Source organism: Solibaculum mannosilyticum, assembly GCF_015140235.1.
Lineage (GTDB): Bacteria > Bacillota > Clostridia > Oscillospirales > Acutalibacteraceae > Solibaculum > Solibaculum mannosilyticum.
Genome location: NZ_AP023321.1, coordinates 945554 through 959816 on the forward strand (window position 1 = coordinate 945554; position 14263 = coordinate 959816).

Consider the following 14263-nt stretch of genomic DNA (forward strand, 5'->3'; position numbering starts at 1 on the left):
GAAGCGGTTGATGGACATCATGAATGGGAGTTGTTGCCTGTGTCCGCTCGTACCAAACAGAATTTTGTACATGGCTCGATTATTTTGATCGCAGGCGCCATTTTGGTCAAGGTGATTGGCGCATTGTTCAAAATCCCCTTGGATCATTTAATCGGTTCCACCGGCATGGGGTATTTTGGGAGTGCCTATAATTTGTTTGTACCCATCCAGACCATCGCTGTGGCGGGATTCCCGGTGGCTATCTCACGGATGGTGGCTGAAAATGTAGCAAGAGGACGGTTCCGGGATGTCCGGCGTATCCAGAAAGTAGCGGCCCGAGTCCTGATTATCACAGGTTTGCTGGGAAGCCTTCTGATGTTTGCAGGTTCTTTTCTGTTTGTGCGGGTCATTGACAATCCGAATTCCCTTTACAGCCTTTTGGTGATGTCGCCTTCCATCTTTTTCTTGTGCGTCATGTCCATCCAGCGCGGCTACTACCAGGGCCTCTCCAACATGAAGCCTACGGCCATTTCCCAGATTATTGAGGCCATGGGCAAACTGGTACTGGGACTGATCTGTGCCAACTTGATCATCAATATGGGGATGGGCCAGTTCCAGCAAAGCGGCCAGGTATTTGGCCATACGTTTGAGACGGTGGCCACCAGTTCCATGTCGGATGAAGAACTGAAGACGCTGGAAGAACAGGCCGGCAAAGTCATCTTGGTTCCCATCGAGGATGGGGCCACAGAAGAGGAAATCAATCAATTGGTAGAACAGGCAGCCCATAACGCTTGTTTGCCTTACGCATCAGCCGGCGCTATTGGAGGCGTCATGCTGGGTACGGTATTCGGTGCAGTCTATTTGACTTTGCGCCGCCGTATCCGAGGGGACGGTATCACCAAGGCGGAATTGGCGGCGTCTCCGGAACCAATGTCCAACAAAGCATTGCTCCGGACGATGATGGCTATTGCAATCCCCGTGGCTTTGGGAGCCTTGGCCAATAATCTATCCAGCCTGATTGACACCATTACCGTCCAATCCGGGCTAAGCGATGTGATGCAAAGCAGTTCTGACACCATCCGTCAGCTTTACGAAGGAAGACTGCCGGATGGGATTATCAACAGCCAAATCCCCAATTATCTTTACGGCAGTTATTCGGGCAAAGCTATCACGATGTTTAATCTGATCCCGACCTTAACGACGTCGGTGGGTGTCAGCGCATTGCCGGCAGTGACGGCGGCATGGACCCTTCGGGACCGTAAAGCCACTAAGAAAAGCATTGAAGCCGTTATTAAGATCACAGGCTTGATCGGTATTCCGGCAGGCCTCGGCATCTCGGTTTTGGCGGGACCGATCATGGGCTTGCTTTACGGCAATCCCAAGGAGATCGCGGTAGCCACTCCTTTATTGACCATTTTAGGTATTTGTGTAATCCTACTCTCTCTTATTACACCGATTAACAGTATGCTGCAGGCAGTAGGGAAGGCATCTACTATTGTGAAACTGATGCTTGTTTCGGCGGCTATTAAATTGGTATTTAATATGGTGTTGATCCATATCCCGGCCGTCAACATTGTAGGCGCGCCGATCGGAACCTTTGCCAGCTATCTGTTTTTGATTGTGGCAGACCTATATATTCTTTGCAAAACCACAAAGGTGAAGCTGAATTTTACCAGGATCTTTGTAAAGCCCATGATCTCCGGACTCTTTTGTGCAGCGGCAGGGTTCTCGATGAATGGACTGCTGGGTTTGGTACTGCCGGATAAGATTGCAGTACTGGGAGCTATCGCAGTGGCGGCGGTTGTATATGTGGTTTCGCTGTTCCTGCTGCGCGTGATGTCGAGAGAAGATATTTTGTTGCTTCCCAAAGGGGAAAAAATCGCTCGTCTACTTGAAAAAAGAGGTTGGATACGTTAATATAATACAGCGGATGTATATTTTATAGATTTTCTTATGGCGGTCTATAAAAACACGTCGGTCAGCGGAAAGGATAGAGGGCGATATTGGTCGTCTGCGGTGAGATGTAAAACCGTAAAAAAGGAGTTCTATGGAGTTTGAAACTAAGGATCAATATGGGATCCAGGATTTGCTGAAGATCATGGAGATGCTTCGGTCTCCGGGGGGATGTCCGTGGGATCGGGAACAGACCCATGAGAGCATCCGCAAAAACATGATTGAGGAAACCTATGAAGTGGTGGAGGCTATCGACAATCAGGACCCTGAGCTGCTCAAGGAGGAGCTTGGGGACGTACTTCTACAGGTGGTATTTCATTCCCGGATGGAGCAGGAAGCCGGCCGGTTTGACTTTGACGATGTATGCGACGGCATTTGTAAAAAGCTGATCGTACGTCATCCCCATGTATTTGGAGAGGTCGTTGCCGATACTTCCGGTCAAGTACTGAAAAACTGGGATGAGATCAAGAAAAAAACCAAAGGCCAAAAGACTAATACAGAGGTACTGAACAGTGTCCCGAGAGTCTTGCCGGCTTTGATGCGCAGTACGAAAGTGCAGCAAAAGGCCGCTCGTGCCGGCTTTGATTGGCCGGACGTATCCGGTGCGCTTCAGAAGCTGGAGGAGGAAATCGCAGAGCTGCGGGAAGCTGTTGAGTCCGGCTGTTCCAGCCAGTATGAGGAGGAGCTGGGAGATGTTTTATTCTCAGCGGTCAATGTATCCCGATTCCTCCAATGCGACGCAGAGGAGACGCTGACAAAAGCATGCGATAAATTTGTCGGCCGTTTTGAAGGCGTGGAGCATAAGGCCATGGCCCAGGGAAAAGATATGAAGGAACTTTCCCTGGAGCAGTTGGATGCTTTTTGGGATGAGGTCAAGCGGGAAGAACCGTAAGGACTTGCCGCCTCGTTTGGTTGATAGCGCGCCCTTGGGGAAGCTGACGCAAGCAAGGAAGCGTCGCTTATTAAATGTATTCGGCAGACGCTTCATCAGCCTGTGGATGTTATAAATCTTGTGAAGGAGTTATGTTCATGAACAAATCAGAATTCATTGCTGCTGTAGCAGAAAAGTCTGAACTGACCAAAAAAGATGCTGAGAAAGCTGTTGCAGCTATGATGGACGCCATCATGGAGGCAGTGGCCCAGGACGATAAAGTGCAGCTGATTGGCTTTGGTACCTTTGAGCGCCGTGAGCGCGGCGAGAAGGTCTACCGCAATCCCAGAACCGGCGAACAGATGACCGTTGCCCCGTGCAAATACCCTGTATTCAAAGCGGGCAGAGCGTTCAAAGAAGCGGTGGACAAATAATTTTGGGACCATCAGGAAGGCGGGATCAGAGGCGAGATGCCACTGGTTCCGCTTTTTTCGTAACAGAGAGGAGAATTTCATTGAGACTGGATAAATATTTAAAGGTATCCCGGCTGATTAAGCGCCGGACGGTGGCCAATGAGGCCTGCGATGCCGGACGGGTCATGGCAAACGGCAAGCCGGCCCGGGCGTCCTACGACGTGAAGGTAGGGGATGTCCTGGAGATTTCCTTGGGATCCAATGTGGTGAAGGCGGAGGTTCTGGCGGTGACAGAGCACGCCACAAAGGAAAATGCAGGGCTGATGTACCGCATCCTAAGCTGACGGAGATTGCTTGCAAAAAGGTGAGGATTTACTTCTAAAGACGTCCCTTTCGTCATATGGATAAAGTGAACCATAAACGGGAGGGATAAAGCATGACAGAAGAAAAAAAGATGATGAAGATGCCCCATAACGTCATACTGGAGGACCGGAGGAATCTGACGGTATCCGGCGTATCGGATGTGGACAGTTTCGACGAGCAAAATATCACGGTGTTTACCGATATGGGAGAGCTTGCCGTGCGCGGCTATAATCTGCACATCAACAAGCTCAACATTGAGACGGGGGAACTGACGCTGGAAGGCGAGATCTCATCGCTTACCTATACCGATGAACAGCAGCGGGGATCGGGATTCTTTGGCCGCCTGTTCAAATAAGGGGGGAGGGCATTGGGAATCTCCCTAGCCGACCAGACCATGGATTTTTTATTTTCCTGTGGTGTGGGGTTTGTACTAGGGGCGTTTTATGAGCTGTTCCGGTTTTATCGGATCATCATGCGCCCGGGAAAGGTTCTGGTCTTTTTCCAGGACCTTTTCTATTGGACGGTATGCGGTGTGGCAACCTTTCTCTTTATCTTCTGGGCCAACGCTGGGGAAATCCGGGGGTTTCTCATTGTGGGGGAACTGTTGGGAGCGGTAATCTATTATTGTACCCTAGGGTGGCTGATGCTTCAAAATGCCCGCCTGATCGCCAGGATTCTGCATCGCATTTCCATGTTCCTGAAGAAGTATGTATGGACTCCCCTGACAAAACCTTTCCGTCTTCTTTGGCGTGCCATCCGCAAAAGGACGGGCAAGATCAGCCAGACCACAAAAAAAGTTGGGATATCTGCCAAAAACCGCTTGAAAAAGCACCGGGCATTGTTGTATAATCTTTTTAATGGCATTCGCCTTTCAGGATCAAAAAAGGCCGGCAAAGGGGAGTAGAGTTTGTGAAGGCTGTGAAAAAGAAACGCAAAAGCATCCTGTTGAGAATCGCCGTGTTTGCATTGGCGGTTTATTTGGTAGGGTCGCTTGTCAATTTGCAATTGGACATCAGCGCTTCGCAAAAAAAGCTCGATAGTGTCAACGAGCAGATCCGTGAACAGACGCTTAAAAATGAGGATCTGTCAGCCTTGCTGGATTCTGGAGAAGACCCGGAGTACATCGAGCGCATGGCCCGGGAGATGGGTTATGTGTATCCCGATGAGCAGGTCATTGTAGCCGTTAACGGCAATTAATCGGCTGAGAGGCAAGGGCGACTAAAGGAGGATATTTTCAGTTTATGCAGGTTGAGGTAGGAGCCATCCTTGAAGGTAAGGTAACAGGCATTACGAAATTCGGCGCATTTGTTGAGCTGCCCGGCGGGAAGACCGGGCTTGTGCACATCTCTGAGGTGGCGTCCACCTATGTCAAAGAGATCCGGGATTATGTGACGGAAAATCAGACGGTCAAAGTCAAGGTGTTGAGCGTCAGCGACGATGGTAAGGTCAGCCTTTCGATGAAAAAGGCGGAGGAACGTCCTAACCGTTCGGCAAGCCGCGGCCGTCCCGGTTCATTTGAGTGGCATAGTCCCCGCGGTGAACCGGCTTCATTTGAGGATATGATGTCCAAATTCAAGCAGGTCAGCGAGGAGAAAATGTCCACCTTAAAGCGCAACAATGAATCAAGGCGCGGTTCCCGGCGCGCAGGTGGCCCTTCCTCCAGATCATAAAGGAGGAAGGGAATCCGATCTACCCGGGGCCAGGTAAACCATAAGATTGGATGTAAGACGGGGTGTGGACACACTCCGTCTTTTCGTTTTTAATAGAGGAGGATGTAGATGCTCATTATCAATGCAAAAATATATACCATGGCAGGTTCAGTGGTGGATAACGGATGGGTTCAGGTAAACGGGGGAAAGATTGCAGGCGTAAGAAATATGGACCAGCCTCCAGAGAGTTCATCCCAGACCATCATTGATGCAAAGGGGAAATGGCTGTTCCCAGGATTCATTGATGCCCACACCCATCTGGGGATGTGGGAAGACGGTCTGGGATTTGAAGGGGACGACGGCAATGAGGACACCGACCCATCCACGCCGCAGCTTCGTGCTGTCGACGCCATTAATCCTATGGATTACTGCTTTACTGAGGCGCTGGAGGCTGGGATTACCACTGTAATTACCGGTCCGGGCAGCGCAAATGCCATCGGCGGCCAGATGGCCGCCATCAAGACGATGGGCAAACGCATTGACGATATGATTGTGAAGGCGCCGGTGGCTATGAAATTTGCGCTGGGAGAGAATCCCAAGACCTCCTATCACGGCAAGAGCCAATCGCCGGTTACCAGGATGGCGACAGCTTCCATCATCCGGGAACAGCTGAACAAAGCCAAGCGGTATGAGGAGGAATTGCAGGCAGCGGCCAAAGATCCCGAATTGGAAGAACCGGAGTACGATGCAAAATGCGAAGCGCTCATCCCACTTTTCCGCAAGGAGATCAAAGCCCATTTTCACGCCCACCGATGTGACGATATTTTTACAGCCATCCGTATTGCAAAAGAGTTTGATCTGGAATATGTAATCGTCCATGGCACGCAGGGACACAAGGCCACCGACGTGCTCGTGAAAGAAGAGGTAGATGTTTTAGCAGGCCCGGTACTGTGCGACCGTTCCAAGCCGGAACTTAAGGATCTCACCCCGGCCAATCCGGGGATTTTGGACCGCGCCGGTATCCGTACGGCGGTTGTTACCGATCATCCTGTAATCCCTATCCAGTATTTGCCCCTGTGTGCCGGACTGGCCGTGAGGGAGGGAATGGATTGGGAATCGGCTATCCGGGGGCTTACCATCGTCCCGGCTCAAATTTGTGGTATTGACCGTCAGGTAGGGTCTATCGAACCAGGAAAGGACGCTGATCTGGTATTATTTGACGGCGACCCTTTGACGTTAAAAGCCAAGCCATCCCTTGTGATCTGTAATGGACAAATCGTGAGGGAATAAGTTGAAAGGCAAACTGTACGACAGTAGACACAAAGAGAAGATCTTAAAATGTGGATATTGATAAATACTAGTTTTCTATTTCAATAAAATGAAAATTTTATTTATATTCTATGAACTCCCTTTACTTTTCCAGATATTCATGCTATACTGAACTCATAGCAAAGGGTTCCATTGCCAAAAACCCTTTTAGGGTTTATTTATAGAGGGAGATGATCAGAATGACGATTACCATTACCGGCAGAAAGGTCACTCTAAGGGATTCCTTTAAACAGCGCGTGGAAAAAAAGCTCTCTAAGTTGGACAGGCTTTTTGGCCCGGATGCGCAGGCAGCTGTCACCGTCACACTGGAAAAAAACCGTCAGACAGTGGAAGTTACCATCAAGCAAAAGGGTATGACCTACCGCGCGGAGGAAACCGCCTTTGAAATGGAAGAGGCCTTTGACAAAGTAGTCGACATCCTCACCCGTCAGATCCGCCGCAATAAGACCCGGTTGGAAAAACGGCTCCGCATTGGTTCCATCGACGACATTGTTGCCGGTGCCCAAGAACCTGTGGAAGAAGAGACCGACTTCAAGGTAGTGCGCACCAAGTATCTTCCCATCAAGCCAATCAGTGTGGAGGAAGCCATCCTGCAGATGAACATGCTGGGTCATGAATTCTTCATGTTCCGTAACGCTGAGACGAGCGAGATCAACGTCGTATACCGCCGTAAAAATGGAGACTATGGTCTGCTTGCGCCGGAGGAAGACGAATAAATTAAAAAAGATAGGGCCGCAGCCATGGGGCAGAATCCAGGTGAGGGAGGTATTTCCTATACCACCGGATTTCCCAAGGGCCTGCGGCCCTTTTTTGTGGTGTGAATCGGGAGGTTTTATGGAAAGAATTCAATTATCAGCCCCATGTCTGTTTGGCCTGGAAGGAATACTGGCCAGTGAACTGCGTCGGATGGGGGCGGAGGATGTCCGGCCGGACAATGGCAGGGTAGACTTCGCCGGAGATCTCAATATGCTGTGCCGGGCCAACTTAGGTTCCCGGTTTGCAGAACGCATCCAGATTGAGCTGGGACGTTTTCCAGCCAAGACTTTTGATCAACTGTTTGAAGGGGTCAAACGTCTCCCTTGGGAACAGTGGATCGGTAAAAAGGATGCATTTCCTGTCAAAGGATGGGCGCTGGAGTCCAAATTATTTAGCGTACCGGACTGCCAGTCCATTGTCAAGAAAGCGGTGGTGGAACGGCTCAAGCAGAAGTACGGGATCGGCTGGTTTGAGGAAACAGGAGCGGTACATCAAATCCAATTCTCCATCCACAAGGACGAAGCGGCATTGTTTCTGGATACCTCTGGTGCAGGACTCCATAAACGAGGTTATCGTCCAGCTGCAAACCAGGCCCCCATTCGGGAGACGCTGGCGGCTGCCATGGCTGATTTGGCCCATGTCCGGGGTTACAGCCGCGTATACGATCCCATGTGCGGCTCTGGGACGCTGCTCATCGAATCGGCCCTTATTGCACTGCGCATTGCGCCGGGACTGGGCCGTCATTTCGCGGCTGAAAAATGGGAGGGTATTTCCCAGGAAATATGGAGGAGTGAACGGCAAAGGGCCATTGGGATGATCATCCGGGACAACGAATTTGAAGCCTTTGGATCGGACATCGATGCCCATTCTCTGGAACTGACGCTGGAGAATGCCCATCGTGCCGGGGTCAAGGACCGTATCCGGGTTCAGCAGCGAGATGTACGGGATTTCGTACCGGAAGGAGAGAAGGGGACAGTCCTGTGCAATCCCCCCTACGGCGAACGTCTGCTGGATATGAAGGAGGCGGAGGATCTTTACCGGATTCTCGGCAGACGCTTTGTAAAAAAGGAAGGGTGGAGTTATTATATTATTTCGCCCCATGATCAATTTGAACAGCTGTTTGGATCCAAGGCGGATAAACGTCGTAAACTTTATAACGGCATGATTAAGTGCCAATATTACATGTATTTTAAGGATGGCCGTCCGGCAAAGAAGAGCGGCACAGTCCGTAGATAATTGAGGCCAAAACAACAGCGTCGAAACCTATCTCTCTTTTTCGAAAGAGATGATTGGTGTTTCGACGCTGTTGTTGTATGAAAAATAGCAGATAGATGATTATCATGGAAAAAGTTGGTCAACCATAGCATTGGACAAGAGGGCAAATAGACGTTGGTGATATTCACAAAGGGATCCCGGGTAGGTTCTGGGAAATGTAAACAATTTATGAAATGAGAAAAAATTCCCAATTGGCACTTGATTTTTCCTGACCACTTGATTATTATAGTATTAGCACTTAAAGGTTGTGAGTGCTAATACTTAGCTTATAATAACTTAAGGAGGAATAAATATGAAGATCAGCCCGCTTGCTGACAGAGTCGTCATCAAAATGGTAGAAGCCGAAGAGACCACAAAATCCGGTATTGTCCTGGCCAGTTCGGCCCAGGAGAAGCCTCAGGTAGCAGAGGTTCTGGCAGTCGGCCCCGGTGGTATGGTGGACGGCAAAGAAGTCGTTATGAACATCAAGGTAGGCGATAAGGTTATTGCCAGCAAATACTCCGGCACAGAAGTCAAAGTGGACGGCGAAGAAGTCCTGATTGTCCGTCAGTCCGATATCCTGGCCATTGTAGAAGACTAAGAGCAGAAGCTCATACGATTGATTATTAGGAGGTATATGCGTTATGTCAAAGGAAATCCGTTTTGGCGCAGAAGCCCGTCAGGCTTTGCAGGCCGGCATCGATAAGCTGGCTGATACCGTAAAAATCACCTTGGGTCCGAGAGGCCGCAATGTGGTGCTGGATAAGAAATTCGGCGCTCCCCTCATCACCAACGACGGCGTTACCATCGCCAAGGAGATCGAGCTGGACGACGCTTTTGAAAATATGGGTGCTCAGCTGGTCAAAGAAGTGGCCACCAAGACAAATGATGTGGCCGGCGACGGTACTACGACCGCTACTCTGCTGGCTCAGGCCATTGTCCGCGAGGGCATGAAGAACGTCACTGCCGGAGCCAATCCTATGATCCTGAAAAAGGGCATCCAGAAGGCTGTAGACGCCGCCATCGAGACGGTGAAATCCCACTGCCAGAAAGTCAGCGGCTCTGAGGATATCGCCCGTGTAGCCACGGTATCGGCCGCTGATGAAGTTATCGGTAAGTTGATCGCTGAGGCCATGGAAAAGGTATCTGCCGACGGCGTTATCACTGTTGAGGATTCCAAAACCGCCGAGACCTACACCGAAGTGGTGGAAGGCATGCAGTTTGACCGCGGCTATATCTCCCCCTACATGGTTACCGATACCGACAAGATGGAAGCTGTTATCGACGACGCTTACCTGCTGATTACCGACAAGAAGATTTCCAACATTCAGGATATTTTGCCCTTGCTGGAACAGATCGTCAACGCTGGCCGTAAACTGGTCATCATCGCCGAAGATATCGAAGGCGAGGCTCTGACCACCCTGCTGCTCAACAAGCTGCGCGGTACCTTTGTCTGCGTAGGCGTCAAAGCTCCGGGCTTCGGTGATCGCCGCAAGGAGATGCTGCAGGATATCGCCATCCTCACCGGCGGTCAGGTCATTTCCGAAGAAGTTGGTCTCGAACTCAAGACCACTACTATGGAGCAGTTGGGCCGTGCCGGTCAGGTCAAGGTGCAGAAAGAGAATACCATCATCGTCAATGGCGCCGGTGACTCCGAGGCTATCAAGGCCCGTGTAGCTCAGATCCGCGCTCAGATCGAAACCTCCACTTCGGAGTTCGACAAAGAGAAACTGCATGAGCGTCTGGCTAAACTGGCAGGCGGCGTAGCCGTCTTGAAGGTCGGCGCTGCAACTGAGGTAGAGATGAAGGAGAAGAAACTCCGCATCGAAGATGCTCTGTCCGCTACCAAGGCTGCTGTGGAAGAAGGCATTGTTGCCGGCGGCGGCGTGGCTCTGCTCAACGCCATTCCTGAGGTCCGCAAGCTGCTGGATACCACGGATGGCGATGAAAAGACTGGCGTTAAGATTGTCCTGAAAGCTCTCGAAGAGCCGGTTCGTCAGATCGCTGCCAACGCTGGTCTGGAAGGTTCTATCATTGTGGATAAGATCGTAAATTCCGGCAAACCTCGCTTTGGTTACGATGCTCTGCATGAAGAGTATGTGGATATGATCAATGCCGGTATCGTTGATCCGGTTAAGGTTACACGTTCGGCCCTGCAGAATGCAGCTTCTGTGGCCGCTATGGTGTTAACTACCGAGTCTCTGGTTGCCGATAAGAAGGAACCGAATCCTCCTGCAGCTCCTGCTGCACCTGATATGGGCGGCATGTATTAATCCTATTATTTCCTCCGATTTCATAGATGCAGAACGGCTGTCACAAAAGTGGCGGCCGTTCTGCATCTATTTGTCTATAGAAAACCCCCGTGTTTAGCACGGGGGTTAAAAATAAAATTTACAATTAATATCTCTAAGTTTTTTAAGAAGCCTTTTTCAGGCCATCAGTTTCTTGATAAGAAGGCTTAAACAATTTATGTTTAAGGAAGTTTGTAAAATGCTTCTCTACAATGAACCAACTGACGCTGCCCGCTAATACACTGAGAATGATGCAGACAATGCTGATAAGAATGGTAGTAAGATTTAATTCTTCCAAGGGATAAATCAATCGACTTACACCAAGGACGACAAAGGGATGAATCAAGTAAACAGAGAAACTGATGTCTCCAAGGAAAAGGAATCCACGTTGGTAGTGGCCGTTATGATTTGTCAAGACAATTGCAGTAAACACAAGGGCGCATACAATTAGGCCAAGAGCGCCTTCACGATAAACGAGTGAAAGCAACAGGAAGAGCACCGATAACACAGGGAATTTTAAGACTTCAATGATACGATGAAAGGAAAATTGTCTGTGTTGAGAAAGGGTTTTCCAGAGCATAAAGACCATCATTCCGACTGCAAAATACAGGGTGGAAAAGCTGAACCAACCCCGCATAAAGGGACTGGGAATCTGGAAAATACTTTGAATTCCGACAAACACAATAATAATACCGGAACAAATGGCACCTCGATACTGATGCTTAATCTTCATAGATAGGAAAAAGAGAATATAAAACAGAACTTCAACATTTATAGTCCAACCGTTTCGGAGTAAAGGACCATCATGGACAATGGTAGAATACTCATAAGGAACGAAGAAAAATGACTTTAAAAGATAAGGAATTTCAGCAATTGTATTTTTAAACCATCCGGGATTAATTGTAGCTAAAACATATACAAATAGAGTCAACAGCCAATAGAGAGGCACCAATCGGATAATCCTTTTTAAGAAATAGTCCTTTGCCTTTATGGTGGAGCTATTTTCAGTGGATAGCATCATGACAAATCCACTGATCATAAAAAAGAAAGCTACGCCCATTGCACCTGACACCGGCATACAATTAATATGGCTTAATAAAACAATGATCGCACATATCCCTCGGACGCCCTGTATGGACTCTATTTTACCAATTCTAGCCATCATCTCACCTGTTTCCCCATTTTTCCTTTATTACTAAATATAGTATAAAAGTATCGACTGTTTATGTCAATAATATTGTTAATAATAAGGAGAAAACCGGTGAAAAAAGCATAATTGGATAAAATTTAAAAAGAACGAGATTCTTCTGAAAGAAGGTTCATCTCGCATAGGTTATCCCAATACCGTTTCGGCATCATTTGTCGCCTCAACTTGGGATTGATGCGTCCCTCCACTGCTACTTTGTCGTAAAACCGCTTCCACAACCGCTGCCATTTCATCTCATCCTCATGGAGATGGGGGAGGTTCATGCCTTCGGCCGATACGATGATCCATTCCCGGGTGTCCCAAACACCGGCTAGATTTCGTCCAGCGTCGTGGATGATAAAGGGGATGGAACCCAAGCGGTCGGCAAAATGGGACATGATAACAGGCAACACGTGATTGCGGGGCTGAATGCGGGCGTAATAGATGCCTCCTTCGTAAAGGGCAAAGCGGATGAACTCCATCATACGGATGCGTTCGTTGGAGACAAAGGTGGCGAGACTTTGGATATCCAGCACCTCCTGATCAGCCAAACGCCGGTTGATGCTCCGCCCCACCCGGAATCCCAGGCGCAGAAAAGCGAGAATTTTACTCCCACGTTCTTCATCGTGGGAGAGATAGGCGAGATATACCGTCCGCAGGCACTGTTCTCCCAACTTGGTGAGAATGGCCTTATAGACCCGGCTGAACTTACACGGCTCTGTTTCTACCGTCACATACTGTTCCCCTAGCTGCTGTTGAAAACCGGTGTGTTCCACAATACGGGCCGACGGCTGCTTCCAAGCGTCAAAACAGGCGGTGAGGAGTCCCTCAAAGCTGCCGTCGTAGAGATAGGTTACAGTTGCCCGGTGAGACATTTGACCCGATCACCTCCTGTGGGAAGAGCCGACGCTCCATCGAAAAGGGAAAGTTGTTCCGGAGCCTCCAGGGCGTGGGGATGGCTTGTCCCTTCGGCCACTAGATTGTGAAAAACAAAACGTGGATCCATGTGGATACCGCCGTAAGTCCTGCCGCGGCAGGTGATAAAATAGACGGCCCGTTTGAGGACGACACCCAGTTTGCGCAGATGGTCAAAGTCCAGGGAACTCTCCCGACGTGCCGTGCGGATGCGCTGGGCCGATTTGACGCCGATTCCAGGAACCCGGAGCAGCATAGAGTAATCGGCGGTGTTGACTTCCACTGGAAACTGATCCATATGGCGGAGAGCCCAATGGCATTTTGGATCCAGCATGGGGTGAAAGTTGGGATGCTGCTCGTCCAAAAGCTCGGATGCTGAAAAGCCGTAAAAGCGCAGCAGCCAGTCGGCCTGATAGAGCCGGTGTTCCCGTAGCAGAGGAGGAGGCGTCGTAGCAGCCGGCAGATTCGGATGGGTGCCTACTGGGATATAGGCCGAATAAAACACCCGTTTGAGCCGGTATTTTTGGTAGAGGCTTTGGCTCAAACGCATGATTTGAAAGTCGGAATCGGGTGTAGCTCCTACGATCATCTGGGTGCTTTGTCCGGCAGGGGCAAAGGACGGCGCGTGACGATAAACCGTCATTTCCTGCCTGCTTTGATGAATGGAGCTGGAAATCAGTCCCATGGGTTTTAAGATATTGTTCCGGTTTTTCTCCGGCGCCAATAGGGTAAGGCTCTGTTCGGAAGGCAGCTCGATGTTGACGCTCATGCGGTCGCATAAAAGCCCCATCTTGGTGATGAGCTCCTGGGATGCCCCTGGGATGGCTTTTGCATGGATGTACCCGTTAAAATGATATTTGTTCCGCAAGAGTTCCACGCAGCGGCACATGCGTTCCATGGTATAATCGGGCGACACCAGGATACCGGAGCTTAAAAATAAGCCCTCGATATAATTGCGTTTGTAGAATTCTATGGTTAGCTTTGCCAATTCCTCCGGCGAGAAGGTGGCGCGAGGGACGTCGTTGGAACGCCGGTTGACGCAGTAGGCGCAGTCGTTGACGCATACGTTGGTCATCAGCACCTTGAGCAGGGAAATGCACCGTCCGTCGGCGGCAAAGCTGTGACAGAGTCCTGCATTGACGGTGTTGCCCAGGCCGCCGGGAGTTCCCCGGCGGCTGGACCCACTGGATGTACAAGCCACATCGTATTTGGCGGAATCCCCTAAAATCGTAAGCTTATCAGATAGTTCCATGTTTTCCACCTCACAAAGAGAGTATAACACAGTTGGATGGAAAATGGAACAT

16 protein-coding genes are annotated in these 14263 nt (G+C 49.8%); 13 read left to right on the top strand and 3 right to left on the bottom strand.

Features of this window, described 5'->3' with window-relative positions:
• The first annotated feature begins 39 nt into the window (after positions 1-39).
• From C12CBH8_RS04385 to groL, 13 genes are all read left to right on the top strand, one after another.
• The gene (locus tag C12CBH8_RS04385; RefSeq protein WP_215533627.1) at positions 40-1896 is read left to right on the top strand and encodes a putative polysaccharide biosynthesis protein; all 1857 of its coding nucleotides are present in this window, start codon (positions 40-42) and stop codon (positions 1894-1896) included.
• A 130-nt stretch (positions 1897-2026) separates the two neighbouring features.
• Positions 2027-2824 (top strand): nucleoside triphosphate pyrophosphohydrolase, encoded by a 798-nt coding sequence (gene mazG, locus C12CBH8_RS04390; RefSeq protein WP_090263671.1) that lies wholly within the window; start codon positions 2027-2029, stop codon positions 2822-2824.
• Positions 2825-2961: 137 nt separating this feature from the next.
• Complete coding sequence (locus tag C12CBH8_RS04395; RefSeq protein ID WP_090263669.1) at positions 2962-3237, top strand: HU family DNA-binding protein; 276 nt, start codon at positions 2962-2964, stop codon at positions 3235-3237.
• An 80-nt stretch (positions 3238-3317) separates the two neighbouring features.
• Positions 3318-3560, top strand: a complete 243-nt coding sequence (locus C12CBH8_RS04400) for an RNA-binding S4 domain-containing protein (RefSeq protein WP_090263667.1) — start codon at positions 3318-3320, stop codon at positions 3558-3560.
• 92 nt (positions 3561-3652) lie between these two features.
• On the top strand, positions 3653-3934 hold the full coding sequence (gene yabP, locus C12CBH8_RS04405) for a sporulation protein YabP (RefSeq protein ID WP_090263666.1): 282 nt from the start codon (positions 3653-3655) through the stop codon (positions 3932-3934).
• A 12-nt stretch (positions 3935-3946) separates the two neighbouring features.
• Positions 3947-4483, top strand: a complete 537-nt coding sequence (gene yabQ, locus C12CBH8_RS04410) for a spore cortex biosynthesis protein YabQ (protein ID WP_099321793.1) — start codon at positions 3947-3949, stop codon at positions 4481-4483.
• A 5-nt stretch (positions 4484-4488) separates the two neighbouring features.
• Complete coding sequence (locus C12CBH8_RS04415; protein WP_159461131.1) at positions 4489-4776, top strand: septum formation initiator family protein; 288 nt, start codon at positions 4489-4491, stop codon at positions 4774-4776.
• A gap of 44 nt (positions 4777-4820) precedes the next feature.
• Positions 4821-5249: a S1 RNA-binding domain-containing protein gene (locus C12CBH8_RS04420; protein WP_215533628.1), complete on the top strand. Its 429-nt coding sequence runs from the start codon at positions 4821-4823 to the stop codon at positions 5247-5249.
• A gap of 108 nt (positions 5250-5357) precedes the next feature.
• Positions 5358-6518 carry an amidohydrolase gene (locus C12CBH8_RS04425; RefSeq protein ID WP_215533629.1) on the top strand — a complete coding sequence of 387 codons (1161 nt, stop codon included), beginning with the start codon at positions 5358-5360 and terminating at the stop codon, positions 6516-6518.
• Between the two features lie 218 nt (positions 6519-6736).
• Complete coding sequence (gene hpf / locus C12CBH8_RS04430) at positions 6737-7273, top strand: ribosome hibernation-promoting factor, HPF/YfiA family (RefSeq protein WP_147624310.1); 537 nt, start codon at positions 6737-6739, stop codon at positions 7271-7273.
• 118 nt (positions 7274-7391) lie between these two features.
• Entirely contained in the window at positions 7392-8549 is a 1158-nt protein-coding gene (locus C12CBH8_RS04435; RefSeq protein WP_215533630.1) for a THUMP domain-containing class I SAM-dependent RNA methyltransferase, read from the top strand.
• Positions 8550-8880: 331 nt separating this feature from the next.
• Positions 8881-9168: a co-chaperone GroES gene (locus tag C12CBH8_RS04440; RefSeq protein WP_090263653.1), complete on the top strand. Its 288-nt coding sequence runs from the start codon at positions 8881-8883 to the stop codon at positions 9166-9168.
• Positions 9169-9211: 43 nt separating this feature from the next.
• Positions 9212-10840, top strand: a complete 1629-nt coding sequence (gene groL, locus C12CBH8_RS04445; RefSeq protein ID WP_099321798.1) for a chaperonin GroEL — start codon at positions 9212-9214, stop codon at positions 10838-10840.
• Between the two features lie 142 nt (positions 10841-10982).
• Here groL and C12CBH8_RS04450 read toward each other — a convergent pair whose 3' ends face one another.
• From C12CBH8_RS04450 to C12CBH8_RS04460, 3 genes are all read right to left on the bottom strand, one after another.
• Positions 10983-12023 (bottom strand): acyltransferase family protein, encoded by a 1041-nt coding sequence (locus tag C12CBH8_RS04450; protein ID WP_090263649.1) that lies wholly within the window; start codon positions 12021-12023, stop codon positions 10983-10985.
• A 122-nt stretch (positions 12024-12145) separates the two neighbouring features.
• Positions 12146-12919: a TIGR03915 family putative DNA repair protein gene (locus C12CBH8_RS04455; RefSeq protein WP_090263647.1), complete on the bottom strand. Its 774-nt coding sequence runs from the start codon at positions 12917-12919 to the stop codon at positions 12146-12148.
• On the bottom strand, positions 12898-14211 hold the full coding sequence (locus C12CBH8_RS04460; protein ID WP_090263646.1) for a putative DNA modification/repair radical SAM protein: 1314 nt from the start codon (positions 14209-14211) through the stop codon (positions 12898-12900). The genes C12CBH8_RS04455 and C12CBH8_RS04460 overlap by 22 nt, the downstream gene beginning before the upstream one ends.
• Positions 14212-14263 lie beyond the last annotated feature (52 nt).